Annotated in this window: 18 protein-coding genes, 16 tRNA genes and 3 rRNA genes; 3 read left to right on the top strand and 34 right to left on the bottom strand. The window is 38.4% G+C overall.

Annotated elements, in window-relative coordinates:
• Positions 1-138 precede the first annotated feature (138 nt).
• The 10 genes from JFU54_RS18940 to JFU54_RS18895 form a co-directional block, all read right to left on the bottom strand.
• Positions 139-2,034 carry a PrkA family serine protein kinase gene (locus JFU54_RS18940; protein WP_002029658.1) on the bottom strand — a complete coding sequence of 632 codons (1,896 nt, stop codon included), beginning with the start codon at positions 2,032-2,034 and terminating at the stop codon, positions 139-141.
• 403 nt (positions 2,035-2,437) lie between these two features.
• The gene (locus JFU54_RS18935; RefSeq protein WP_201065838.1) at positions 2,438-4,507 is read right to left on the bottom strand and encodes a sensor domain-containing protein; all 2,070 of its coding nucleotides are present in this window, start codon (positions 4,505-4,507) and stop codon (positions 2,438-2,440) included.
• A gap of 123 nt (positions 4,508-4,630) precedes the next feature.
• Positions 4,631-5,119 (bottom strand): tRNA (uridine(34)/cytosine(34)/5-carboxymethylaminomethyluridine(34)-2'-O)-methyltransferase TrmL, encoded by a 489-nt coding sequence (trmL, locus tag JFU54_RS18930; protein ID WP_002029656.1) that lies wholly within the window; start codon positions 5,117-5,119, stop codon positions 4,631-4,633.
• A gap of 58 nt (positions 5,120-5,177) precedes the next feature.
• A complete protein-coding gene (locus JFU54_RS18925; RefSeq protein ID WP_002029655.1) occupies positions 5,178-6,065 on the bottom strand; it encodes an amidase domain-containing protein in 888 nt (295 codons plus the stop codon).
• Between the two features lie 44 nt (positions 6,066-6,109).
• Positions 6,110-7,252 carry a tRNA epoxyqueuosine(34) reductase QueG gene (gene queG / locus JFU54_RS18920; protein WP_201065836.1) on the bottom strand — a complete coding sequence of 381 codons (1,143 nt, stop codon included), beginning with the start codon at positions 7,250-7,252 and terminating at the stop codon, positions 6,110-6,112.
• A gap of 200 nt (positions 7,253-7,452) precedes the next feature.
• Positions 7,453-7,526 (bottom strand) — tRNA-Gly (locus JFU54_RS18915).
• 115 nt (positions 7,527-7,641) lie between these two features.
• Positions 7,642-8,295, bottom strand: a complete 654-nt coding sequence (locus tag JFU54_RS18910) for a DsbA family protein (RefSeq protein WP_002091101.1) — start codon at positions 8,293-8,295, stop codon at positions 7,642-7,644.
• Between the two features lie 186 nt (positions 8,296-8,481).
• The gene (locus JFU54_RS18905; RefSeq protein ID WP_002029649.1) at positions 8,482-9,258 is read right to left on the bottom strand and encodes a transglycosylase domain-containing protein; all 777 of its coding nucleotides are present in this window, start codon (positions 9,256-9,258) and stop codon (positions 8,482-8,484) included.
• 529 nt (positions 9,259-9,787) lie between these two features.
• Positions 9,788-10,249 (bottom strand): NUDIX hydrolase, encoded by a 462-nt coding sequence (locus JFU54_RS18900; protein ID WP_002010362.1) that lies wholly within the window; start codon positions 10,247-10,249, stop codon positions 9,788-9,790.
• Between the two features lie 150 nt (positions 10,250-10,399).
• Positions 10,400-11,119 (bottom strand): YebC/PmpR family DNA-binding transcriptional regulator, encoded by a 720-nt coding sequence (locus JFU54_RS18895; RefSeq protein ID WP_002113875.1) that lies wholly within the window; start codon positions 11,117-11,119, stop codon positions 10,400-10,402.
• A 660-nt stretch (positions 11,120-11,779) separates the two neighbouring features.
• On the opposite strand from JFU54_RS18895, the gene JFU54_RS18890 reads away from it, so the two are divergent.
• A complete protein-coding gene (locus tag JFU54_RS18890) occupies positions 11,780-12,100 on the top strand; it encodes a DUF3884 family protein (protein WP_201065829.1) in 321 nt (106 codons plus the stop codon).
• Between the two features lie 209 nt (positions 12,101-12,309).
• Here the strand turns inward: JFU54_RS18890 and JFU54_RS18885 are convergent.
• The 18 genes from JFU54_RS18885 to JFU54_RS18800 all read right to left on the bottom strand — a co-directional run bounded on the left by JFU54_RS18885 (position 12,310) and on the right by JFU54_RS18800 (position 18,520).
• Positions 12,310-12,391: transfer RNA gene (locus JFU54_RS18885), tRNA-Leu, on the bottom strand.
• A gap of 9 nt (positions 12,392-12,400) precedes the next feature.
• Positions 12,401-12,471: transfer RNA gene (locus tag JFU54_RS18880), tRNA-Cys, on the bottom strand.
• A 14-nt stretch (positions 12,472-12,485) separates the two neighbouring features.
• Positions 12,486-12,560 (bottom strand) — tRNA-Gly (locus JFU54_RS18875).
• A gap of 5 nt (positions 12,561-12,565) precedes the next feature.
• Positions 12,566-12,640 (bottom strand) — tRNA-Gln (locus tag JFU54_RS18870).
• A 66-nt stretch (positions 12,641-12,706) separates the two neighbouring features.
• Positions 12,707-12,782, bottom strand: a tRNA-His gene (locus tag JFU54_RS18865).
• Between the two features lie 19 nt (positions 12,783-12,801).
• Positions 12,802-12,875 (bottom strand) — tRNA-Trp (locus tag JFU54_RS18860).
• An 8-nt stretch (positions 12,876-12,883) separates the two neighbouring features.
• Positions 12,884-12,967 (bottom strand) — tRNA-Tyr (locus JFU54_RS18855).
• A gap of 10 nt (positions 12,968-12,977) precedes the next feature.
• Positions 12,978-13,053, bottom strand: a tRNA-Thr gene (locus JFU54_RS18850).
• Positions 13,054-13,067: 14 nt separating this feature from the next.
• A tRNA-Phe gene (locus JFU54_RS18845) sits at positions 13,068-13,143 on the bottom strand.
• Between the two features lie 9 nt (positions 13,144-13,152).
• Positions 13,153-13,228, bottom strand: a tRNA-Asp gene (locus JFU54_RS18840).
• A gap of 3 nt (positions 13,229-13,231) precedes the next feature.
• Positions 13,232-13,308 (bottom strand) — tRNA-Met (locus tag JFU54_RS18835).
• Between the two features lie 24 nt (positions 13,309-13,332).
• A tRNA-Val gene (locus JFU54_RS18830) sits at positions 13,333-13,408 on the bottom strand.
• Positions 13,409-13,413: 5 nt separating this feature from the next.
• Positions 13,414-13,488: transfer RNA gene (locus tag JFU54_RS18825), tRNA-Glu, on the bottom strand.
• Between the two features lie 19 nt (positions 13,489-13,507).
• Positions 13,508-13,599: transfer RNA gene (locus JFU54_RS18820), tRNA-Ser, on the bottom strand.
• Positions 13,600-13,601: 2 nt separating this feature from the next.
• Positions 13,602-13,676 (bottom strand) — tRNA-Asn (locus JFU54_RS18815).
• 8 nt (positions 13,677-13,684) lie between these two features.
• Positions 13,685-13,800: ribosomal RNA gene (gene rrf / locus JFU54_RS18810) — 5S ribosomal RNA — on the bottom strand.
• 100 nt (positions 13,801-13,900) lie between these two features.
• A 23S ribosomal RNA gene (locus JFU54_RS18805) occupies positions 13,901-16,822 on the bottom strand.
• A gap of 146 nt (positions 16,823-16,968) precedes the next feature.
• Positions 16,969-18,520: ribosomal RNA gene (locus JFU54_RS18800) — 16S ribosomal RNA — on the bottom strand.
• The 16S, 23S and 5S rRNA genes sit together here with 15 tRNA genes alongside, the layout of an rRNA operon.
• 447 nt (positions 18,521-18,967) lie before the next feature.
• On the opposite strand from JFU54_RS18800, the gene JFU54_RS18795 reads away from it, so the two are divergent.
• On the top strand, positions 18,968-19,324 hold the full coding sequence (locus JFU54_RS18795) for a YgzB family protein (RefSeq protein ID WP_201065827.1): 357 nt from the start codon (positions 18,968-18,970) through the stop codon (positions 19,322-19,324).
• A gap of 86 nt (positions 19,325-19,410) precedes the next feature.
• On the opposite strand, the gene perR is transcribed toward JFU54_RS18795, so the two are convergent.
• From perR to JFU54_RS18765, 6 genes are all read right to left on the bottom strand, one after another.
• Positions 19,411-19,839 carry a peroxide-responsive transcriptional repressor PerR gene (perR, locus tag JFU54_RS18790; protein ID WP_165762387.1) on the bottom strand — a complete coding sequence of 143 codons (429 nt, stop codon included), beginning with the start codon at positions 19,837-19,839 and terminating at the stop codon, positions 19,411-19,413.
• Between the two features lie 301 nt (positions 19,840-20,140).
• Positions 20,141-20,596: a thioredoxin-dependent thiol peroxidase gene (gene bcp, locus JFU54_RS18785; protein WP_201065825.1), complete on the bottom strand. Its 456-nt coding sequence runs from the start codon at positions 20,594-20,596 to the stop codon at positions 20,141-20,143.
• 44 nt (positions 20,597-20,640) lie between these two features.
• Positions 20,641-21,045 carry a potassium channel family protein gene (locus tag JFU54_RS18780; protein WP_201065823.1) on the bottom strand — a complete coding sequence of 135 codons (405 nt, stop codon included), beginning with the start codon at positions 21,043-21,045 and terminating at the stop codon, positions 20,641-20,643.
• A 72-nt stretch (positions 21,046-21,117) separates the two neighbouring features.
• Positions 21,118-21,903: an ABC transporter permease gene (locus JFU54_RS18775; protein WP_002091114.1), complete on the bottom strand. Its 786-nt coding sequence runs from the start codon at positions 21,901-21,903 to the stop codon at positions 21,118-21,120.
• Positions 21,904-21,907: 4 nt separating this feature from the next.
• Positions 21,908-22,699, bottom strand: coding sequence for an ABC transporter permease (locus tag JFU54_RS18770; protein WP_002140292.1), 792 nt, complete (start codon positions 22,697-22,699; stop codon positions 21,908-21,910).
• Positions 22,692-23,705, bottom strand: coding sequence for an ABC transporter ATP-binding protein (locus JFU54_RS18765; protein ID WP_002010347.1), 1,014 nt, complete (start codon positions 23,703-23,705; stop codon positions 22,692-22,694). The genes JFU54_RS18770 and JFU54_RS18765 overlap by 8 nt, the downstream gene beginning before the upstream one ends.
• A gap of 127 nt (positions 23,706-23,832) precedes the next feature.
• Between JFU54_RS18765 and hemL the strand changes: the two genes are divergently transcribed.
• Entirely contained in the window at positions 23,833-25,131 is a 1,299-nt protein-coding gene (hemL, locus tag JFU54_RS18760) for a glutamate-1-semialdehyde-2,1-aminomutase (protein WP_002010346.1), read from the top strand.
• Positions 25,132-25,245: the final 114 nt, after the last annotated feature.

Raw genomic sequence — 25,245 nt, 5'->3', positions numbered from 1 at the left:
TTGTAAAAATAATTGACAAGAAATTCATAAAATCGCATCTTAATTTATTATATTCGGACAAGCTATGACATTTTTTACAAATATCAATAGATAACAAAACGCCGTCCCAAGAATAAGAGACAGCGTTTTGTTATCAAACTATCGATTTAACAAACTACCTACATATCGTAACAATTCATTCGCAGATGAAGAATTATAGCCATGCTCATCAATTAAGCGTGCAACAACATCATTGATTTTCTTAAGCTGATTTTCGTCTGGTGTTTTCGTTGATGTTGTAATTTTCACTATATCTTTTAAATCGGCAAATAGTTTTTTCTGAATCGCTTCACGAAGACGTTCGTGTGAATTATAATCAAAGCGTTTTCCTTTACGTGCATAAGCAGAAATGCGAATTAAAATTTCTTCACGGAATGCCTTTTTAGCATTTTCTGAAATTCCAATTTGCTCTTCAATCGAACGCATAAGTTTTTCATCTGGGCTCATTTCTTCACCAGTTAACGGATCACGTAATTTTGATTTATTGCAGTATGCTTCGACGTTATCTAAGTAATTATCCATAAGTGTCTTAGCTGATTCTTCGTATGAATAAACAAATGCTTTTTGTACTTCTTTCTTAGCAATTTCATCGTATTCTTTTCTCGCTAATGAGATGAAATTCATATAGCGCTCTCGGTCCTCACTACTAATTGACGGGTGCTGATCCAATCCGTCTTTTAACGATCTCAGTACATCTAGTGCATTAATAGATGGTACCTCTTTTCGAATAATTGTAGAAGAAATTCGGTTAATGACATAACGAGGGTCAATCCCCTTCATACCTTCATCTTGATATTCGCGTTGCAGTTCCTCTACATCAATCGTATTATATCCTTCTACCGTTTCTCCATCATATAAACGCATCTTTTTAATTAAATCAATATCTGGACGCTTCGGATCTTTTAAACGAGTTAAAATAGTGAACATTGCTGCAACGCGAAGTGTATGCGGTGCAATATGAACATTGGACACATCACTTTCACGAATCATTTTTTCATAAATATGTTCTTCTTCACTAACCCGTAAATTATATGGAACCGGCATTACAATAATTCGTGAATGCAATGCTTCATTTTTCTTATTTGCTATGAAGGAACGATACTCTGTTTCATTTGTATGCGCTACAATTAATTCATCTGCTGAAATAAGCGCAAATCTTCCTGCTTTAAAATTCCCTTCTTGTGTAAGCGATAGTAAATGCCATAAAAATTTCTCATCACATTTTAACATCTCTTGGAATTCCATCATGCCGCGGTTCGCCTTATTTAATTCTCCATCAAATCGATATGCACGAGGATCTGATTCCGAACCGTATTCTGCAATTGTAGAAAAGTCTAGACTACCTGTTAAATCGGCAATATCTTGTGATTTTGGATCAGAAGGACTAAATGTACCAATTCCTGTACGGCGATCTTCAGAGAAGAAAATACGCTCTACAACTACATCCTCAATTCTTGACCCATATTCTTGCTCTAGACGCATAACATTTAATGGTGATAAATTCCCTTCAATCCTTACTCCATATTCATCAAAGAAATCATTCCGTAAATGTTGCGGAATTAAATGAAGTGGATCTTCATGCATTGGGCATCCTTTTATTGCAAAAATCGCTCCACGATCTGTTCGTGAATATGTTTCTAATCCTCGTTTCAACATCGTAACTAATGTTGATTTCCCCCCACTAACAGGCCCCATTAATAACAAAATACGTTTCCTAACATCTAATCGTTTTGCAGATGGATGAAAATATTCTTCCACAAGGCGTTCTAAAGCATCCTCTAATCCAAATAGCTGATTACTAAAGAAGTTATATTTTCTTCTACCATCAACTTCTTCAATTCCAGCATCTTTTATCATATTGTAAATGCGAGAGTGTGCTGTTTGAGCCACCCATGGTCTTTCTTTCACAAGCTCCAAATACTCCGCAAACGTACCTTCCCATTGTAAACGTTCCTCTGCTTCCCGATATTGTTCAATTTTCTTTAGAATATCCATTATAGCTCCTCCCCCATCTCCTTGTTCAATCGGATTATTATAAAAGGTATGCTAGGATGTCCTTAAACATTCTTTAAATCAAAACGAAATATATAATAGCGCGATAAAATTCTCTCCAAAATTCAAAGAAAATTCTGTATAATAAAGGTATTAAAGTTTTCACGCTGCTATTCATTGTAAATAAATTCTTTTCTTCTGGGAACCTTACATACATTTCGATTCACAAATAGGATTCGTAAACCGAAAAAGTAAGGGGGAAATTAGTATGAAGTTATTATTAATTTTAGGTGTATCACTCACATTTCTTACAGCTATTTTCACATCTGGTTATAACGATAAACCAGGTACACAAAAAAAGTGATGTGCTTTTCAGCACATCACTTTTTTTCTTGTTTTTTATACACTATTTAAAATAAATATTTTCCACATCGTATATCGATAAAGGGCGATTATAAAAATAACCTTGTACGATTTTCACATTCTTTTCCTTTAAGAACTGTATTTGTTCCGCCTTTTCTACTCCTTCTGCAATTACATTTAACCCTAGAGTATGTGCTAAATGAATAATTGCAGCCGTAATATTCGTATCTCTTTCATCTTTATATATACCTTCCATAAAAGAACGATCAATTTTTAACGTATCAATCGGATATGTTTTTAAATAACTTAAAGATGAATATCCCGTTCCAAAGTCATCTAAATGAATCTTTAAATTTTGTTCTTTTAACTGCAATAACACTCTTTTTGATACATCTTTATGTATAAGAGCCCCTTCTGTAACTTCTATTGCTAATAAATGAGGGGGAACGTTGTACTTATTTAAAGCACGTGTAATCATCTCTATTAATGTAATAGAACGAAAATGTCTAGCTGAAATATTAACTGCGATTGGTACAACCTCATATCCTTTATTTAACCATTCACGTATCTGTTCACAAACTTGATGTACTACCCATTCATCAAGTTTAATAATAAACCCTGTTCTTTCAGCAAGTGGGATAAATTGATTTGGCGAGACAAAACCTAGCTCCTTATTCTCCCACCTTATTAAGGCTTCCATACTGGCCATCTTTCCCGTTTCAATATTAATTTGAGGTTGATAATAGAGGGAAAATTCATTTTTCTCTATAGCACCATGTAACTGATTTTCTATTATAAACCTTTGTTCACGTTCACAATCTAATCCACTACAATAAAAATGATAATACCCTTTTCCTTTTTCCTTTGCTTTTTCCAAAGCTGCGTCGACTCTTTGGAAAAGCATTTTTTCATCCATTCCATCTTCTGGGGCCATTACAATCCCAATTGATGCACTCAAATAAACATCCTCTTCTTCTATTACAAAATGCCCACTAATTTTCTTTAATATTGTTTGTGCAACTTCCTCTACGTATTCTCTCGTTATATTTTCTATTAACATAACAAATTGATCATCATGTTCTCTAAATAAATGCATATCTTCTATTTTTAGGTCTCGTAAGCATTCAGTAACTTTTTTTAAGACTTGATCCCCTTCTTTATGACCAAATGTATCATTAATAAGATGAAATTCATCCAAATCTATAAAAACCAATGCGAATTCTTTATTCTCAGCTAAAAATTCATTTAGCTTATTTGTACATGATATTCTATTCATTAACCCCGTTAACTGATCAAAGTAAGCCGAATATTCTGTTTTCATCTCATTTAATACTTGCCTCGTAACATCCCTCGTAACAATGTACACCCCGACGATTTCACTATTCACAATAATGGGGATTGTCCTCACGGAAATATAAAGTTCATATCCTTCTTTATGAATATATTTCTTTGCAACAATTTGTTTTGCTCTTCCCTGTAAAGCATTTTTAAATATAATTTGAAAAGTTTTTTCATATTCTTTATTTATAAACTGAAAAATAAATTGGTCCTTTAACTCTTCATATCGATACCCAAAAATTTCATAAGTCGCTGGATTTGCATATGTAATTCTTCCAATAGAATCTACAGATATAATGGAATCATTATTATATTCTAGTAATGACTTAAATAACATTTGTTTTTCTTCTATTTCCACTTTTTTCTTAACCTGTGCTGTAATATCTCTAGTAATACAAATAATAAACTGACATGTTCCATTTACATCGCATACTGGATTAAGTGAAGATTCATAATGTATATCACCAGTTGGCAAACTAATTACATCACAAAATGTAATTGCTCTCGCTTCTCTCATTACTTTTGCATAGTGTCCTTGCAATAACCTTGCCGTATCTTCTGGTAATACTTCTGCAAAAGTTTTCCCATAACATTCTTTCCCTAGCCTGGCGTGATTCATTCCTATTTTATTCACATAAATATATTTAAAAGTTTCATCATCAATAACTTTCACAATAAACACTAAATCTTGAATAGCATGTAACAATCCCTGTCTTACTAAATCCATATCTATCATACTTAAAAAGGTATTTTGATTATTATATTGTTCCTTCATATTTATCTCAACCCGTCTTATCTATTTTTATTCATATATCTCATTCTATATGAATATGTACCTTTTTTAAAATGTATGATTACATATTTTTTAAAAAATAAAAAAGCCGCCAAATGGCGACTTTTAATACACGATTTCTAAATCTAATCCTGGATAATTTTGTTGACGGAACGCTTCATAAATTAAAATTGCTGCTGTATTAGATAAATTTAATGACCGTACTTTATCCGTCATTGGAATACGTAAACAATGATCGAAGTTTTCTTCAATTACATTAGCTGGTAATCCATTTGTTTCTCTTCCAAATACGAAATAGTAATCCTTCTCACGTTTGCTATAATTAAATGCTGTATGAGCTTTCTCGCCATACTTTGTTAAATAAAAGAATTCACCATCTTTATTTTTCTCATAAAATTCTTCGATTGAATCATAATACGTAACTTTTACGTGCTGCCAATAATCTAATCCTGCACGCTTTAACATTTTGTCATCCGTTGAAAATCCAAGCGGTCTAATCAAATGTAATTCTGTTCCAGTTGCTGCACAAGTACGTGCAATATTTCCTGTATTTGCTGGAATTTCTGGTTGATATAAAACAACATGTACTCCCACGCGATATTCACCTCTATTTTTTATCTACTACGTATTATACCACTTGAACGAAAAATCTCTACCCATTAATAATATGAAAGAATTTATATTTCATTTGTGGTGTATATTTACTAGAATCTTCATAGTTCCAATAACGCCTGCGGCTATTCGCTGAATGTGCATTTACAAGCGGCATACCATCTGCGTCTTTTGCTACTACAATTGTCGTATGATTCCACCTACCATCATCCTCAAAATCATACGCAATTACATCGCCAAGAATAAGGTCTTCTGGCCTTTCTACTGCTTCTGCTCGAAGCCCTGTTGTAGCACCTGACAAATACCAATAAAAAGAGTGTGCTACAGCCCAGCTCCAACTCCACTGGTTTCCCCTTTGCCACCACCCTTTACGAATGTTAGGATGTCCATTCATTGGTACTTCTCCAGTATGCAGACATTGTGAAATGAAATTTGTACAATTATCCGGAAAATTACGGTATGCAGAATTGCGATCATCCCACCAACGCTCTGCATATTTCACTGCCTCTAAACGATTATATTGATATGAACCGTATTTTTCTTTCGTGACTTCCCGTTCTAACGTTTCACCTATTCCTATTTCTTCTGACACTTCGAGAGCATAATCATCTATTATACAACTATTTTTTAAACAAACTCGTCGTTTTAATTGTTCCTCTTCGATATAAAATAATTCTTTATGCTTAATTAAATATTTCAAGTGTATTTGATAATCAATTTCTTGATGCTCATTACTATTTAATTGTCTAACGAAAGAAATATCTGCAGTTGCTTTCACTATATGTGCACTACGCTTTTGAAACAATTGTTTCTTTCTCTGTACCATTTGTAACAAATCTACTGCAATACCATCTACATCTGTTCGTTTCTCTGTTATATATGCTAAAAACTGTTGCACTTGCTTTTCAATATTCGCTTTTACAACCATTTCGTCTCCCTCCCATATTACAATATGAAAAAGGGAGATATTATCTACTCTTTTTTCTGTGCTAACAATTCAAGTCCACGATTCATTTCATGAAGAACCTCTTCATCTTTCTCACGTTCCATCGCTTTTTCAATCGCTTCTCCTACTCCATCTCCACCAATTTTCCCAAGTGCCCATGCTGCTGTTCCCCGAAGGACTGGTCTTGGATCATCTTTCATAACACCGATTAAATCAGGAATTGCTGCTGTTTCTTTAAAATGCGCAAGTGCTAAAATAGCATTTCGTTGCAATGGTTTTTTACCTCTCCATGAACCAGACATAATTCCATACTTCTCTTTAAAATCACGATTACTAATTGTTAAAAGTGGTGTTAATAACGGTTTAACTAACTCAAGGTCAGGCTCCATTTCAGGATGGTTATGAAAATCCATTCCTTTATTTTTCGGACAAACAGTCTGACACGTATCACATCCATATATACGGTTTCCTATTTTATCGCGATATTCTTCAGGCAGAAACCCTTTTGTCTGTGTTAAAAATGCAATACATTTCTTCGAGTCCAACTGCCCGCCTTGTACTAAAGCACCTGTAGGACAAATATCAATACATTTCGTACAACTTCCACATTGATCTTCTATTGGCCGATCAGGAGGGAATGGAACATTCGTAATCATTTCTCCTAAGTATACATACGAACCAAATTCCGGCGTAATAATAGCGCAGTTCTTACCACTCCATCCAATACCGGCACGCTCTGAAACAGCTCGATCACTTAGCTCCCCTGTATCAACCATTGATTTCACTTCTATATCCGGCAGCTTTTCGATTAAATATGCCTCTAACTTTTGCAAACGATCTCGTAGAACAAGGTGATAATCTTGGCCCCAAGAAGCACGGCAAAAAATCCCACGTCGTTCCCCTCGTTTACTTAATGGTGCATTTTTTAATTTTGAAGGGTATGCTAAAGCAATCGCAATAATTGATCTCGCACCAGGTAGCAATAGCTGTGGATTCGTTCTCTTCTCTATATCAGGCTCTTCGAATCCAGACTGATAATTCAATTGTTGTTGCTGGATTAGGCGCTGCTTTAATTCCTCAAATGGTGAAGCACTGGCAAAACCTATTTTATCTATACCAATCGTTTTACTATACGCAATTACATCTTGCTTTAATTGTTCAAAGTCCATTTTCAATCGCCTCCACCGATGAATCCATCCCTTATGTAACGACTATACTGGTTATCAATTCACTTTTGGAATAATATTCTTCACTTCTATTTTCGCATACAATTATGATTTTCAAACATTAAAAAACGCAATGCTTCGTTTATCTTAGAAACGAAACACTGCGTTGATCACAATTTATTAGAAAAACATTAAATAAAATTTGGAGCGGGTGAAGAGAATCGAACTCTCGACCAGAGCTTGGAAGGCTCTTGTTTTACCACTAAACTACACCCGCAAATATGAAAAAAATATAAGATATTGAAATAACTTATGTAAAGTAGTATAGCATGTAAAAAAAATCGAAGCAAGAAATTTATCGAAAAAAGTCGAAAAAGTGATGAGATACCTCATCACTTTTTCAATTCTTTATCAATCGCCTTCTTCATACTATCGAAATCAGGGTTTGCAAGATTCCCATTTATATATACTGAAGGAGCACCTTGAACTTTTAATTTTTGAGCACGATCTGAATCTTTACGTACTTTGTCTTTCATTTCTTTACTGTGTAAATCTTTTTTAAACTGTTCTACATTAATTTTCGGAAGCTTTTCTTTCACAATATTAAGAAGTAATTCTTCTGTAATCCATTCTTCCGTATCTTTCTTTTGATTTTGATAAATCTCATCATAGAAAATCCAGAATGAATCTTGATCTTGTTTATAAATTGCTTCACCGGCAGCTGCACCTAAATCAGAGTCTTTTCCGATAAACGGGAAGTTAATAAAATATAACTGCACTTTACCTTTATCAATATACTCTTCTTTTAATCGTGGTAATACTGTTACATCCCAAGTACGACAAGCTGGACATTTAAAGTCTCCAAATTCAACTACCTTAACTGGAGCATCATCTTTTCCTAAAGATTGTTGCGTAGAATAAGCAAACATCTCATTCCCTTTATCTTTCTTGTCATTTATGATGCTATACACAATCGTCCCGATTACAATCAATACTGCGATAGAAAAAACTATACCAAGAGCCATGAGTTTGTTTGATGATTTCATATACATTCCTCTTTAATTTCATATTCTGTATACATCATTGTACACAATACACATAATATCAATACTTACATAGGTCACGCAATGAACACGCTCACATAAATTACAAAAATACAACGTTTGTGACAATATTGTGTCGCCTTTTGTCACAAATTATTAAAAAAAGAAGCTCCTATGTAGGAACTTCTTTTAACTTACTGCTTTTTCACGGGCATTTTTTAACATGGATTGCTCTGTTTTTATATCATGGCGAATTACTAATTTCTCACTAACTGCTTGCACATATTCATCATGATTTATATACCCTTCTTTCTCCATTAGCCTTAAAACTACATTCCGTCTCTCAACTGCTTTATCATAATTTTGTGCAGGTGAGTAATAAGCCGGTGCTTTTACTATAGCAGCCATCATTGCACTTTCAGCCAGTGTTAATTGATCCACTTTTTTACCGAAGTAAAGGTTTGCTGCTTTTTCAATCCCCCATGCGCCTTCTCCGTAGTAAATATTACTTACATACAATTTTAATATCTCATCCTTTGTGAATGTACGTTCAATCTTTTTCGTATAAAAAATTTCTTTCCACTTACGGGAAAATGTACGTTCATTAGATAAGAAAGCATTTTTAGATAACTGCTGTGTAATCGTGCTTCCTCCTTGCACAACACCACCAGCTTTTATATTCTCAATAGACGCCCTGATAATCGCTATATAGTCTAAACCGTTATGATGATAAAATCTTTTATCTTCCGTCGCAATAAATGCGTGTGTTAATGATTCTGGCACCTCTAAATTAGCAGGTACATGTAATTTACTAATATCACTTCGCTCAATCATTACATTTCCAACGAATAATAATGCAAAACTTAACAATAATAATAATATAATGGCTTTATAAAGAAATTTAGTTAATGGATTTAATGCAACTTTTTGATGATAGTTCACTCTAGATAATACTCGTTCTTTCATCTCGAACACCTCTTTTCCACACAGCATATAACTCTTAATTTAAGAATACCTTGTTATAAAAGAATATCCCATCGATTTCTCTTACACCTACCTTACAACATTGTAAGGTGTAAAAATGTATTGTATCACAGTCCCTTTTTATCTACTATTCATATGAAATATTGAATATACATTTATTTATCACACTATTTATAGGAAGTAGGACTCTCCTTAATTTCACTTTATTCTTTTATTATATCAGTTTATACATTTATGCTTTTAAACATCTAGCAATCTAATTATATACGATATATCACCATTATACAGAACAAACGTTCTATAAATCAATACTAGCTTTCGGATTATCTCGCTATTTGTGTGCAGTAAGAATTCTCCCTCAAAACTTGGCTAAAGCTAGGAAATTAGGTGGTAGTCCTGCTTCCTCCACTAATTATTAGCCTACACTTTATTATTGTGACCTTTTTCTGAAACAGTATACATAAAGAAAAGGTTAGCAATTTGAGCTGTCCTCAAATAACTAACCAAAACTTTACAACCTTCCTATAAGATTATATGGCTGAACTTCCCATGTTTCGTATGGAATGAAATGCATTGCTTTCATCGCATCAAGTGTCCTTGATTTCATATGAGGACGCGTTATATACTCATCAATGTTCTCTTCGTTTAAAGCAACAAATTTAGCCTCTTGTATTTCTTCAGATTGAATTTTTATTTCACCACTAACATATGCTACTTTAAAAACAACAGCTACAATATGCATAGAAGCATTATAATAAATCCCTGTAACTCCGATAGGCTTCACAGTTAATCCTGTTTCCTCCATTATTTCTCTGCAAACAGCTTGATCGAGCGCTTCCCCTTCTTCTACCTGTCCTCCAGGCATTTCCCACGTATCTGCTCGCCAGTGCACTTTCGTTAAAAGCACCTCATTCTTTTCATTTGTTAAATAACCTGCTACGGCAACAATATGCTTTGGTGTTTTATGCTCCACAGAAATACCTCCTAGAAATATGATTATTTAAAATACAAACCTATAACCATATTCCCTAGCAGCTACAAAATACCTTTAATACTTTACCACCTTAATTAACTCCATAAAAAAAGACCCTATCCGTTAAAGGAAAGGGTCTTCTATCTTATATTATTCCCCTAAGTCTACGTTGTGGTAAACTTGCTGTACATCTTCTAAATCTTCTAATGCATCAACCATTTTTTCAAATTGCACTTGAGCATCTTCAGGAAGTTCTACATCACTTTGTGCAAGCATTGTTAATTCTGCAACTGTAAATTCTTCAACACCAGCACCTTTAAGTGCAGATTGTACTGAATGGAACTGATCAGGTTCAGCATAAACGATAACAGAATCTTCTTCTTCTAGAATGTCACGTGCATCTACATCTGCTTCCATTAAGATTTCAAGAACTTCATCTGATGTTTTACCTTCAAGACCGATAACAGCTGTCGCATCAAACATGTAAGCGACAGAACCGTTTACACCCATGTTACCACTGTTTTTGCTAAATGCAGCTCGTACATCTGCTGCAGTACGGTTTACGTTATTTGTCAGTGTATCTACAATTACCATAGATCCGTTTGGTCCAAAGCCTTCATAACGAAGCTCGTCATAGTTTTCTTCTGAACCGCCTTTTGCCTTTTCAATCGCACGGTCAATAATTGTTCTTGGCACGTTGTATGTTTTCGCACGTTCTAATACAACTCTTAACGTTTGGTTTGATTCTGGATCTGGCTCGCCTTGTTTTGCTGCCACATAAATTTCACGTCCAAATTTCGCGTATATACGGCTTGTATTTGCATCTTTTGATGCTTTTTTTTCTTTAATATTGTTCCATTTACGGCCCATACTTTCCACTCTCTTTCCCATTTTAAATCTACATAAAAATATTAATATGAAATATAATGTGTATTCAACACATTTTTAAAAGAAATATAAAAAGTTCATTTTTGATTCATATTACAGACATAATATAAATCACTATCATTTTGTTCTTTCGACAAGTTATATTATACATGAATTCCTAAGTTTATTACGAATTTTAGAATCACATAGCATAATTTAACAAAAAAAACCTAACATTTCTGTTAGGGTCTTTTTAGGTGACATTTATATAGAGTGCTACCCTTAAAATCCTTTATTTTAAAGCATTTTAAAAATTTTGAGCTTCTTTAAACATGATAAATTAAAATGAAACGGAGCCAAAATGGAATCATATTAAATAACTGACACCTTTTACTTTCATTTCTCTCCCTTGATTAAATTTATCATATTTCATTTATTACTGTGATGATTTATTTTATTATTTCTCGCTAAACAATAAGAAACAGGGCAAAGTTGCCATGTCCTTTTAAAGATTTGTTATGTAGTATGTTATGAACTATTCATTATCAAACTAAAGTTATTCCTTTTCATTCCTCTACTAATCCCATAATATTTCCTTAATTACTTTCTATTGCTGTATAATTAAAATAGGAAAAAATTTGAAGGAAAGATAGGGGGAGAATTATGACACATTCAAATGAGAAAAAATCACATGGTTTTAAAGGAATAGGAGAGAAGTTAAACTCAACTATCTATCAAGTGAGATTCATAAAATTGGATGGTCCAATTCACTTTGATTCGTTCCCTAAATTAAAGGAATTAGGGGACTGGTTGAGTACTTCAACACAAATATGGTCGTGTCACTCAACTATGTACAAGTACAACAGAGAAGAGTTTGAAAAGAAGTTTTTCAAAATTACGAAATTACCAGCTGATAATTTCGTAATTTCAACTGGTGGTATCGGATTTAACTTCATGTCACCAGGGTGGAGAGATTCTCTCTAGAGTGCTCGAAAAAATTCTTGTATATGTAATATTCTACTGAAATTTTATCCTTTTAATACTTCATAGTTTTTTCCAACTGTATCTAAAGTTCGTCACTTACTCACCGCACACTACCCCAACGCACTATTAGTGCTTATTTTGTAGTGTGAAAAAAACACAAAAAAACTCTACACAATTAGTGTAGAGCCTTGATGTTACGCCGTTCGTGATACCGATGGTCGGGGTCGAACCGACACTCCCGAAGGAACACGATTTTGAGTCGTGCGCGTCTGCCAATTCCGCCACATCGGCATAAAAGAAAGGCGGCAACCGGATTTGAACCGGTGGTAAAGGTTTTGCAGACCTCTGCCTTACCACTTGGCTATGCCGCCATATGAAGTTAAAATGGAGCGGAAGACGGGATTCGAACCCGCGACCCCAACCTTGGCAAGGTTGTATTCTACCACTGAACTACTTCCGCAAAAATGGCTGGGCTAGCTGGATTCGAACCAGCGCATGACGGAGTCAAAGTCCGTTGCCTTACCGCTTGGCTATAGCCCACCGAAGTTTTACTTAATTATATGTAAGTATCCATTAATTTATTTGTAATTTTTTAAAAAATAAAAATGGGGCGACTGATGGGAATTGAACCCACGAATGCCGGAGCCACAATCCGGTGCGTTAACCACTTCGCCACAACCGCCATGTTGTGTTTATATATTTGGCAGGGGCAGTAGGAATTGAACCCACACTGGAGGTTTTGGAGACCTCAGTTCTACCTTTAAACTATGCCCCTATGTAAAATGGTGGAGGGGGGCAGATTCGAACTGCCGAACCCGAAGGAGCGGATTTACAGTCCGCCGCGTTTAGCCACTTCGCTACCCCTCCGAAACTTACATGGTGCCGGCTAGAGGACTTGAACCCCCAACCTACTGATTACAAGTCAGTTGCTCTACCAATTGAGCTAAGCCGGCATATTTTATTAAAATGGTGGCTCGGGACGGAATCGAACCGCCGACACGAGGATTTTCAGTCCTCTGCTCTACCGACTGAGCTACCGAGCCTTATTAAAATGGCGGTCCCGACCGGGGTCGAACCGGCGATCTCCTGCGTGACAGGCAGGCATGTTAACCACTACACCACGGGACCATTTGGTTGCGGGGACAGGATTTGAACCTGCGACCTTCGGGTTATGAGCCCGACGAGCTACCGTACTGCTCCACCCCGCGACAATATTATTCATATAATTTATATGGTGGAGGATGACGGGATCGAACCGCCGACCCCCTGCTTGTAAGGCAGGTGCTCTCCCAGCTGAGCTAATCCTCCAAAAGTGGTGACCCGTACGGGATTCGAACCCGTGTTACCGCCGTGAAAGGGCGGTGTCTTAACCACTTGACCAACGGGCCAAATATTATAAATTCCTTATGGCGGAGAGCAAGGGATTCGAACCCTTGATACGCTTGTGACGTATACACGATTTCCAATCGTGCTCCTTCGGCCAACTCGGACAGCTCTCCAATGGCTCCGCAGGTAGGAATCGAACCTACGACCGATCGGTTAACAGCCGATAGCTCTACCGCTGAGCTACTGCGGAATAATATTGCCTGGCAACGTCCTACTCTCACAGGGACAAGGTCCCAACTACCATCGGCGCTAGAGAGCTTAACTTCCGTGTTCGGTATGGGAACGGGTGTGACCTCTCTGCCATCATTACCAGACATTATTCTTTTGAGACAATCATTATTATAACTTATTCACTCTGAAAGTCAATAAGTTTTTTATATTCTCTCAAAACTAGATAACGTTGCTTCATATTATATGGTTAAGTCCTCGATCTATTAGTATTCGTCAGCTCCACATGTCACCATGCTTCCACCTCGAACCTATCAACCTGATCATCTTTCAGGGATCTTACTAGCTTACGCTATGGGAAATCTCATCTTGAGGGGGGCTTCATGCTTAGATGCTTTCAGCACTTATCCCTTCCGCACATAGCTACCCAGCTATGCCCTTGGCAGAACAACTGGTACACCAGCGGTGCGTCCATCCCGGTCCTCTCGTACTAAGGACAGCTCCTCTCAAATTTCCTGCGCCCACGACGGATAGGGACCGAACTGTCTCACGACGTTCTGAACCCAGCTCGCGTACCGCTTTAATGGGCGAACAGCCCAACCCTTGGGACCGACTACAGCCCCAGGATGCGATGAGCCGACATCGAGGTGCCAAACCTCCCCGTCGATGTGGACTCTTGGGGGAGATAAGCCTGTTATCCCCGGGGTAGCTTTTATCCGTTGAGCGATGGCCCTTCCATGCGGAACCACCGGATCACTAAGCCCGACTTTCGTCCCTGCTCGACTTGTAGGTCTCGCAGTCAAGCTCCCTTATGCCTTTGCACTCTACGAATGATTTCCAACCATTCTGAGGGAACCTTTGGGCGCCTCCGTTACACTTTAGGAGGCGACCGCCCCAGTCAAACTGCCCACCTGACACTGTCTCCCGGGTCGATAAGACCCGTAGGTTAGAATTTCAATACAGTCAGGGCGGTATCCCACCAGCGCCTCCACCGAAGCTAGCGCTCCGGTTTCAATGGCTCCCGCCTATCCTGTACAAACTGTACCAAAATTCAATATCAGGCTACAGTAAAGCTCCACGGGGTCTTTCCGTCCTGTCGCGGGTAACCTGCATCTTCACAGGTACTATAATTTCACCGAGTCTCTGGTTGAGACAGTGCCCAAATCGTTACACCTTTCGTGCGGGTCGGAACTTACCCGACAAGGAATTTCGCTACCTTAGGACCGTTATAGTTACGGCCGCCGTTTACTGGGGCTTCAGTTCAGAGCTTCGCTTACGCTAACCCCTCTCCTTAACCTTCCAGCACCGGGCAGGTGTCAGCCCCTATACTTCGCCTTACGGCTTCGCAGAGACCTGTGTTTTTGCTAAACAGTCGCTTGGGCCTATTCACTGCGGCTTTCCGTTAAGAAAGCACCCCTTCTCCCGAAGTTACGGGGTCATTTTGCCGAGTTCCTTAACCAGAGTTCTCTCGCACACCTTAGGATTCTCTCCTCGCCTACCTGTGTCGGTTTGCGGTACAGGCACCTTTTATCTCGCTAGAAGCTTTTCTTGGCAGCGGGGAATCAAAGACTTCGCTCCATAAGGAGCTTCCCCATCACAGCTCAGCCTTCACGATAAGCGGATTTGCCTACTTATCAGCCTAACTGCTTGGACGTGCACAACCAATCGCACGCTTCTTCTATCCTTCTGCGTCCCTCCATTGCTCAAACGATAAAGAGGTGGTACAGGAATATCAACCTGTTGTCCATCGCCTACGCCTGTCGGCCTCGGCTTAGGTCCTGACTAACCCTGAGCGGACGAGCCTTCCTCAGGAAACCTTAGGCATTCGGTGGACGGGATTCTCACCCGTCTTTCGCTACTCATACCGGCATTCTCACTTCTAAGCGCTCCACCAGTCCTTCCGGTCTGACTTCACTGCACTTAGAACGCTCCCCTACCACTGATACCATTGGTATCAATTCGCAGCTTCGGTGGTGTATTTAGCCCCGGTACATTTTCGGCGCAGAGTCACTCGACTAGTGAGCTATTACGCACTCTTTAAATGGTGGCTGCTTCTGAGCCAACATCCTAGTTGTCTAAGCAACTCCACATCCTTTTCCACTTAATACACACTTTGGGACCTTAGCTGGCGATCTGGGCTGTTTCCCTCTTGACTACGGATCTTATCACTCGCAGTCTGACTCCTAAGGATAAGTCATTGGCATTCGGAGTTTGACTGAATTCGGTAATCCGATGAGGACCCCTAGTTCAATCAGTGCTCTACCTCCAAGACTCTTACACTTAAGGCTAGCCCTAAAGCTATTTCGGGGAGAACCAGCTATCTCCAGGTTCGATTGGAATTTCTCCGCTACCCACACCTCATCCCCGCACTTTTCAACGTGCGTGGGTTCGGGCCTCCATTCAGTGTTACCTGAACTTCACCCTGGACATGGGTAGATCACCTGGTTTCGGGTCTACGACCACGTACTAAACGCCCTATTCAGACTCGCTTTCGCTGCGGCTCCGCCTCTTCAGCTTAACCTCGCACGGGATCGTAACTCGCCGGTTCATTCTACAAAAGGCACGCCATCACCCATTAACGGGCTCTGACTATTTGTAGGCACACGGTTTCAGGATCTCTTTCACTCCCCTTCCGGGGTGCTTTTCACCTTTCCCTCACGGTACTGGTTCACTATCGATCACTAGGGAGTATTTAGCCTTGGGAGATGGTCCTCCCAGATTCCGACGGAATTTCACGTGTTCCGCCGTACTCAGGATACATTCAAGAGAGAACGAAGTTTCGACTACGGGGTTATTACCCTCTGTGACGGACCTTTCCAGGTCGCTTCGTCTACCTCGTTCCTTTGTAACTCCGTATAGAATGTCCTACAACCCCAAGAGGCAAGCCTCTTGGTTTGGGCTAGATTCCGTTTCGCTCGCCGCTACTCAGGAAATCGCATTTGCTTTCTCTTCCTCCAGGTACTTAGATGTTTCAGTTCCCTGGGTCTGTCTTCCATACCCTATGTATTCAGGTAAGGATACCATACCATTACGTATAGTGGGTTTCCCCATTCGGAAATCTTCGGATCAAAGCTTACTTACAGCTCCCCGAAGCATATCGGCGTTAGTCCCGTCCTTCATCGACTCCTAGTGTCAAGGCATCCACCGTGCGCCCTTTCTAACTTAACCAAACTAAAATTAAAAAAATATGAGCTACACTGTTATCTAGTTTTCAAAGAACATACATTTAAACTTGAGAGATAGTTCTCTCAAAACTGAACGAAACAAAACAAGTCAACGTTTATTGATGAACTGCGTTCATCAATTCTCCATAGAAAGGAGGTGATCCAGCCGCACCTTCCGATACGGCTACCTTGTTACGACTTCACCCCAATCATCTGTCCCACCTTAGGCGGCTGGCTCCATAAAGGTTACCCCACCGACTTCGGGTGTTACAAACTCTCGTGGTGTGACGGGCGGTGTGTACAAGGCCCGGGAACGTATTCACCGCGGCATGCTGATCCGCGATTACTAGCGATTCCAGCTTCATGTAGGCGAGTTGCAGCCTACAATCCGAACTGAGAACGGTTTTATGAGATTAGCTCCACCTCGCGGTCTTGCAGCTCTTTGTACCGTCCATTGTAGCACGTGTGTAGCCCAGGTCATAAGGGGCATGATGATTTGACGTCATCCCCACCTTCCTCCGGTTTGTCACCGGCAGTCACCTTAGAGTGCCCAACTTAATGATGGCAACTAAGATCAAGGGTTGCGCTCGTTGCGGGACTTAACCCAACATCTCACGACACGAGCTGACGACAACCATGCACCACCTGTCACTCTGCTCCCGAAGGAGAAGCTCTATCTCTAGAGTTTTCAGAGGATGTCAAGACCTGGTAAGGTTCTTCGCGTTGCTTCGAATTAAACCACATGCTCCACCGCTTGTGCGGGCCCCCGTCAATTCCTTTGAGTTTCAGCCTTGCGGCCGTACTCCCCAGGCGGAGTGCTTAATGCGTTAACTTCAGCACTAAAGGGCGGAAACCCTCTAACACTTAGCACTCATCGTTTACGGCGTGGACTACCAGGGTATCTAATCCTGTTTGCTCCCCACGCTTTCGCGCCTCAGTGTCAGTTACAGACCAGAAAGTCGCCTTCGCCACTGGTGTTCCTCCATATCTCTACGCATTTCACCGCTACACATGGAATTCCACTTTCCTCTTCTGCACTCAAGTCTCCCAGTTTCCAATGACCCTCCACGGTTGAGCCGTGGGCTTTCACATCAGACTTAAGAAACCACCTGCGCGCGCTTTACGCCCAATAATTCCGGATAACGCTTGCCACCTACGTATTACCGCGGCTGCTGGCACGTAGTTAGCCGTGGCTTTCTGGTTAGGTACCGTCAAGGTGCCAGCTTATTCAACTAGCACTTGTTCTTCCCTAACAACAGAGTTTTACGACCCGAAAGCCTTCATCACTCACGCGGCGTTGCTCCGTCAGACTTTCGTCCATTGCGGAAGATTCCCTACTGCTGCCTCCCGTAGGAGTCTGGGCCGTGTCTCAGTCCCAGTGTGGCCGATCACCCTCTCAGGTCGGCTACGCATCGTCGCCTTGGTGAGCCGTTACCTCACCAACTAGCTAATGCGACGCGGGTCCATCCATAAGTGACAGCCGAAGCCGCCTTTCAATTTCGAACTATGCAGTTCAAAATATTATCCGGTATTAGCCCCGGTTTCCCGGAGTTATCCCAGTCTTATGGGTAGGTTACCCACGTGTTACTCACCCGTCCGCCGCTAACTTCATAAGAGCAAGCTCTTAATCCATTCGCTCGACTTGCATGTATTAGGCACGCCGCCAGCGTTCATCCTGAGCCAGGATCAAACTCTCCAATAAAGTTAGTTTGTCTAGCATCTAAAAATAAAAATTGACGTTTACGTTGTTTGTTTCGTTCAGTTTTCAAAGAACTACTTCGCCGCTCAATTGCGACTTCCTTATGTTAACATCTTCGTTTTTCGATGTCAACTAAGTTTTTCAAATTTCTTTTTTGTCGTTTACTGCGTTTCCGCATCAGCGACGTTTATTAATATATCACGCAGTATATATAGGGTCAATACTTTTTCCGAAAAAATTTCACATCCCGTTAAAAAACTAAATTAACTATAGAAAAAAATTACTACTCCTCTTTTATAGACATGCTCCTTCCACCTAATCTCTTTCTGTATTGCATCTTAAAAGAAAGCACTACTGTTCTTTAATAAGTGATAAATTTAATCATCACCTTCGTTTTCGTAAAATATTCTAAATTGTGTGTTATATTATTCCTATAGGAGTGTGGTGGGAATGGGTATTAAATATTCGAACAAAATTAATAAAATCCGAACCTTTGCATTGAGTTTAGTATTTATCGGCCTCTTCATTGCATACTTAGGTGTCTTTTTTCGCGAAAACATCATTATTATGACAACCTTTATGATGGTTGGTTTTTTAGCTGTCATCGCTAGCACTGTTGTTTACTTTTGGATTGGTATGTTATCTACAAAAACGATACAAATTATTTGTCCAAGGTGCGATAAACCAACAAAAATGCTCGGTCGTGTCGACGCATGTATGCATTGCAATCAACCTTTAACACTGGATCCGAGTTTAGAAGGAAAAGAATTTAATGAGAAGTACAATAAAAAAAGCTATAAAGGATAACACGTACTTTCACTTTAGTATTTTTTCATCCCTATATAATAAAGAAAGAGAGTGACGATTAAGTCACTCTCTTTCTTTATTATATATTACGCCTTATGACACTCTGGACAAACGCCATAAATTTCTAAGCGATGACTATTAATAATGAATCCTGTCGTTTTCGCAGCTTCCTCTTCAAGCTGTTCCAAACCTCCATAAGGAAAATCAACAATCTTACCACATTTTTCGCAAATCACATGATAATGTTGACTTGTAACATAATCAAATCTACTTGAAGCGTCCCCATAAGTTAATTCCTTTACAAGTCCAACTTCTTTAAACACACGTAAGTTATTATAGACAGTTGCAACACTCATATTTGGAAACTTACCTTCTAATGCTTTATAAATGTCATCCGCTGTTGGGTGCGTCATAGATTCCACAAGGTACTCTAAAATAGCATGACGCTGTGGAGTAATGCGTACACCCGTATTTTTCAGCATTTCTAGCGCTTCTTTTAATTCTTCTTTGACCACCGTCATGCACCCCGATTCTATACGGATTATTATTTTATAATTCTTATAAAGAGTGTACTCCTTTTCTTATAAATCGTCAATATTTCTACTATAAGTATGTGGTTTATTTTTGTATATAGCCTTATTCTTATGTAACTTCCCGTATTTCCTATACATTTACATAGAAAAAAGTGCGACATAATCGCACTTGGAATACTATCATCTGAGGAGGTATGCCCTACACTTTCACTTTATGTATCGCAAGAAAATATGTATAGACGCATGCCTTACATATGTATTTTTTCTCCTCATTAATATAGATTTATTTTATATAAGAAAGAACATCCTCAATATGCCCTTTCACTTTCACTTTACGCCACTCATTTACAAGCTCACCGTCTTTATTAATAAGGAATGTAGAACGCTCGATTCCCATGTACTCTTTTCCAAAGTTCTTTTTCAACTTCCAAACATCGTACAATTCTGCTACTTTATGATCTTCATCTACTAAAAGTACAAATGGAAGCTCATGCTTCTCGATGAATTTCATATGTCTGTTCACCGAATCAGGACTTACGCCAAGGATGACCGTGTCCTTCTCTTGGAATAATCCATATGCATCACGAAAATCACATGCTTCGGTTGTACACCCTGGAGTCATATCTTTCGGGTAAAAATATAAAACTACATTTTTACCGCGAAAGTCAGCTAAGCGAATTTGTTCTCCGTTACTTCCTTCCAATGTAAATTCTGGTGCCATTTCTCCTACTGTAATCATTGTTATCACTCCTTCTCTTTTCTTTTACTATATCAAATGCGACCTTATTTTTCATTGTCTATTACAGATCTCATCACAAAGGCAAACGGTAATGTATATCCAATTAGCGCTTCTCCAATTGCAATCCATCTTCCGATTCCAATCGGAGCTATATCACCATATCCAACGGACAATAAAGTAACCGCGCTAAAATATAAACATATTTCAACGAGCTGAAAGGAATGAGCACTTAACCTATCCCCATCTTCTTTCAAAACTGCAAAACCCATTTCCTCTAGCACAACATAACTTAATCCAAACGCAATCAGTACCGTTGTATAAATCAAAAACAACGTAGCTAAATTGTACAGCGAAAAGAAACGATTGGAATTTGAACATGAACTCCATAATAATTGGACACTTCTCAAAATAGCGATTGCTGCAATTAATAGAATAAATCCCCATAACATGTCCTCCACCTCGTTTTATATGTATGAGGACTGTAGCTGATTTATCCCTTAGAAACGAACAAGCTTCTATAATTAATTTCCTGCACCACGATATCGTTTAACCCCTTGATTCCAGAGGGTAATTGCAATAGTAAAACAGATAACACCAACAATTGGAGTTGCGAAAGCATAGCTATTCCACTCTGTTTTTCTTAAAAAGTATGCTGCTGGATATACCCCAACAAATGCAAACGGTAAAACAAACGTTAAAACAAAGCCAATAACACGGTTATAAATATCAACAGGATAGCGTCCATAATTCCCTATGTTATACATAAGCGGCATAATGGAACTTTTCGCATCCGACCAAAAGCCAAGACTTGCAAGCGTAACAAATATCCCGCCGTACACAAGTGCCCCTCCCCCTACCATAAGTAGGAATAAGAAGAAATCATACCAGTAAAAAGATAATTGCAGCTCCATTGCTGCATAACCCATCACAATAATCCCCGTAATGGCTCCAATTAAAGATTCAAGTTCCATTCTTTCTAATATAATTTGAAATAAACTATGAATCGGTCTCGTTAATATACGATCCATTTCTCCTTTAATAATGTAACGATCATTAAAATCCCATATATTAAAGAAAGCCGAAAAAATGGCAAACGGTACTAAAAAGAAACCATAAATAAAGATTACTTCTTCTCGGCTCCACCCTTTTAGTGCTTGGGTATGCCCAAACACAACGAGAATGAAGATTAAATTAACAGCTTGTAGTGATAAATCTGAAAGTAATCCGACGATAAAATCGCCACGATACTCCAATTTTGTTTTTATATATTGACTTGCATATTGCAAAAATAATTTTATATATATCATCTCGTCATCCCCCTTGTACGATTAGACGTTTTCTCGCCGTTTTCCACATCAGTACAATTGGAATAATAAGTATAATTGCCCAAATCACTTGAAATAATAAAGCTTCATATAACTTATTTCCTTGTATACCTTCAGAGAAAATCATACTCGGAATATAACTAATTGCTTGAAACGGTAAAAACACCATTGCTTTTTGGGCCCATAACGGATAAAAACTAATCGGTAATAATAAACCAGAAAATAAATCGATAACAACACGTTTCGCATACATAATTCCACTATTATTAAATAAGAAGAATGTAAGCATTCCTGTCATTAAATTTATTTGTGTATTAATGATAAAACTAAATATTAAAGATAAGAAGAAATATAACCACGTTTGAAAATTTGTTGTAATTTGTAATGAAAATAATAACGTAACAATAACCATACCCGGAATTGAAAAGAAAGCAAAACGAAATATCCCTTCTCCAAGCCCTTGCATAACTTTCATACCTAAATAGTTATATGGACGAATTAGCTCTACCGCCACACGTCCTTCTTGAATTTCCATCGCAATTTCTCTATCTATATTATTGAAATAAAAAGCGCGTGCCATCCATGCGATCGCAATATACGTAGTCATTTGCGAAATAGATAAACTTTCAATATTCTCTTTCCCGCTATAAATTGCTTGCCATAAAAAATAATACGCACCAATGTTAATCGTATAAATTAAAATCCCGCTGTAATAATTTGTACGATAAGCAAGCATCATTAAAAAGCGAATCCGAATCATTTCAATATACTTACCCATGCATAATACCTTCTTCATAAATGTTACGAATAATTTCCTCTGTAGACACTTCGTTAATTTTCAAATCTTTAATTTGAAAGGCTTGTACTACTTTAGAAATCAACATAGAAATGATAACTTCTTCATTCGGTATTTTTGCAACCCATGCGTTTTCTTCTTTCGCTTTTAACCAAACAACATGGCTATCTGGCATAACCATTGATAACTCCTGGTATGAAACTGGGGCAACAAACTGAAAATGTATTTCCTTCTCTACTCCCCACTGCGTACGAAGATTATCTAAAGATCCGTCATACATAATATTCCCTTCATCAAGCATGATGACGCGTTCACATAAAGCTTCAATATCAGTAATATCATGTGTCGTTAATAAAATTGTTGTTTTATAACGTTCATTCATCTCTTTTAAGAATTCTCGTATTTTCAATTTCACAAGAACATCTAGTCCAATTGTTGGCTCATCTAAAAATAATAACGGCGGATTATGAATTAACGCCGCTGCCAATTCACAACGCATTCTTTGACCAAGAGATAATTTCCGTACCGGTTTATCTAACAAAGGACCGATATCTAACGTTTCAATAACATGTTCCATATGTTCCTTATACTGAGCGTCTGATACACCGTACACTTTCTTCAATAAACGAAATGATTCTTGTACAGCAATATCCCACCAAAGCTGGGAACGCTGACCAAACACAACGCCGATTGTTCTTACAAATTCTTCTCTCTGTTTGTGTGGATTCATTCCATTCACTGTAATTTGTCCTGATGTCGGAGTCAAAATCCCTGTAAGCATTTTAATCGTCGTTGATTTACCAGCACCATTCTCACCAATATAACCAACCATTTCACCTTGCTTTACAGTAAAAGAAACATCATTTACTGCTGGTACTATTTTATAATTACGATTTAATAAATCGCGAAATGCACCCTTTAATCCCGGACGACTTGAATAGGCTGTAAACTCTTTACGTAACCCTTGTACCTCAATTACCGATTTCATAATCGGACCCCCTTCCTAAATGTCACAACGAATAGTTTACCCAACTGCTCCTTCTATCACAAACAATACGTCTTTTCAAAAAACATGTTAGAATAATACATAGATTTTTGTAAGGAGATGAATTGTAGTGAATTTCACAAAATCAGAAGCGTTACATAAAGAAGCTTTAGAACATATCGTTGGTGGTGTTAATAGTCCTTCCCGTTCTTTTAAAGCAGTTGGAGGCGGTTCTCCTGTTGCAATGGAACGCGGAAAAGGTGCTTATTTCTGGGATGTAGATGGAAATAAATATATCGACTATTTAGCAGCGTATGGCCCTATTATTACTGGGCATGCTCACCCACACGTAACAGAAGCAATTAAAACAGCGGCTGAAAACGGTGTACTATACGGTACTCCAACAGCATTAGAAGTAAAATTCGCAAAAATGTTAAAAGAAGCAATGCCCGCTTTAGATAAAGTTCGCTTCGTGAACTCTGGTACAGAATCCGTTATGACAACCATTCGTGTTGCCCGTGCTTACACTGGCCGCACAAAAATTATGAAATTCGCTGGTTGTTACCACGGTCATTCCGATTTAGTACTTGTAGCAGCTGGCTCTGGTCCTTCTACTCTTGGAATTCCTGATTCAGCGGGTGTGCCACAAAGTATCGCTCAAGAAGTTATTACTGTTCCATTTAATAATGTAGAAACTTTAAAAGAAGCGTTAGATAAATGGGGACATGAAGTAGCAGCTATCCTTGTAGAGCCAATCGTTGGAAACTTCGGTATTGTTGAGCCAAAACCTGGCTTCCTTGAAAAAGTTAATGAACTTGTTCACGAAGCTGGTGCACTAGTAATTTATGATGAAGTTATTACTGCTTTCCGCTTTATGTATGGCGGCGCTCAAGACTTACTTGGCGTAACCCCAGATTTAACAGCACTTGGTAAAGTTATCGGCGGCGGACTTCCAATTGGTGCTTACGGTGGTAAGAAAGAAATTATGGAACAAGTTGCACCGCTCGGCCCTGCATACCAAGCTGGTACAATGGCTGGGAACCCTGCTTCTATGGCATCAGGGATTGCCTGTCTAGAAGTACTTCAACAAGAAGGCGTATACGAGAAATTAGATGCACTTGGCGCAATGCTTGAAAAAGGAATTTTAGATCAAGCTACAAAACATAACATCGATATTACAGTAAACCGTCTAAAGGGTGCATTAACTGTATACTTCACAACAAATACAATTGAAGATTACGATGCAGCCAAAAATACAGATGGTGAAATGTTCGGTAGATTCTTCAAGCTGATGCTTCAAGAAGGTATTAATTTAGCACCTTCTAAATATGAAGCATGGTTCTTAACGACAGAACATACAAAAGAAGATATTGAATATACAATTGAAGCTGTTGGCAGAGCATTTTCTACCCTAGCGAACAATAAATAATCTCTTCATTACAAAAGGAAAAAAGAAAGCCCATCTTTCTTTTTTCCTTTTTTCTATTTCATAAATCCCTCATTAATAGTATAATTATTCATAATTATCTGTTTTATATTCTTT

Origin of the sequence: Bacillus sp. TH19 (genome assembly GCF_016651075.1) — a bacterium.
Classification (GTDB): domain Bacteria; phylum Bacillota; class Bacilli; order Bacillales; family Bacillaceae_G; genus Bacillus_A; species Bacillus_A mycoides.
The sequence above is the reverse complement of the archived record's forward strand: the minus strand, read 5'-3'. Positions and strand labels throughout refer to the sequence as shown.

What these genes read in the sequence shown, in the direction of transcription:
- JFU54_RS18940 (WP_002029658.1), bottom strand. Translation starts at nt 2,034, where the DNA reads ATGGATATTCTAAAGAAAATTGAACAATATCGGGAAGCAGAGGAACGT.
- JFU54_RS18935 (WP_201065838.1), bottom strand. Translation starts at nt 4,507, where the DNA reads ATGAAGGAACAATATAATAATCAAAATACCTTTTTAAGTATGATAGAT.
- JFU54_RS18925 (WP_002029655.1), bottom strand. Translation starts at nt 6,065, where the DNA reads ATGGTTGTAAAAGCGAATATTGAAAAGCAAGTGCAACAGTTTTTAGCA.
- queG (WP_201065836.1), bottom strand. Translation starts at nt 7,252, where the DNA reads ATGGACTTTGAACAATTAAAGCAAGATGTAATTGCGTATAGTAAAACG.
- JFU54_RS18910 (WP_002091101.1), bottom strand. Translation starts at nt 8,295, where the DNA reads ATGAAATCATCAAACAAACTCATGGCTCTTGGTATAGTTTTTTCTATC.
- JFU54_RS18905 (WP_002029649.1), bottom strand. Translation starts at nt 9,258, where the DNA reads ATGAAAGAACGAGTATTATCTAGAGTGAACTATCATCAAAAAGTTGCA.
- JFU54_RS18895 (WP_002113875.1), bottom strand. Translation starts at nt 11,119, where the DNA reads ATGGGCCGTAAATGGAACAATATTAAAGAAAAAAAAGCATCAAAAGAT.
- JFU54_RS18890 (WP_201065829.1), top strand. Translation starts at nt 11,780, where the DNA reads ATGACACATTCAAATGAGAAAAAATCACATGGTTTTAAAGGAATAGGA.
- JFU54_RS18795 (WP_201065827.1), top strand. Translation starts at nt 18,968, where the DNA reads ATGGGTATTAAATATTCGAACAAAATTAATAAAATCCGAACCTTTGCA.
- bcp (WP_201065825.1), bottom strand. Translation starts at nt 20,596, where the DNA reads ATGATTACAGTAGGAGAAATGGCACCAGAATTTACATTGGAAGGAAGT.
- JFU54_RS18780 (WP_201065823.1), bottom strand. Translation starts at nt 21,045, where the DNA reads ATGTTATGGGGATTTATTCTATTAATTGCAGCAATCGCTATTTTGAGA.
- JFU54_RS18775 (WP_002091114.1), bottom strand. Translation starts at nt 21,903, where the DNA reads ATGATATATATAAAATTATTTTTGCAATATGCAAGTCAATATATAAAA.
- JFU54_RS18770 (WP_002140292.1), bottom strand. Translation starts at nt 22,699, where the DNA reads ATGGGTAAGTATATTGAAATGATTCGGATTCGCTTTTTAATGATGCTT.
- JFU54_RS18765 (WP_002010347.1), bottom strand. Translation starts at nt 23,705, where the DNA reads ATGAAATCGGTAATTGAGGTACAAGGGTTACGTAAAGAGTTTACAGCC.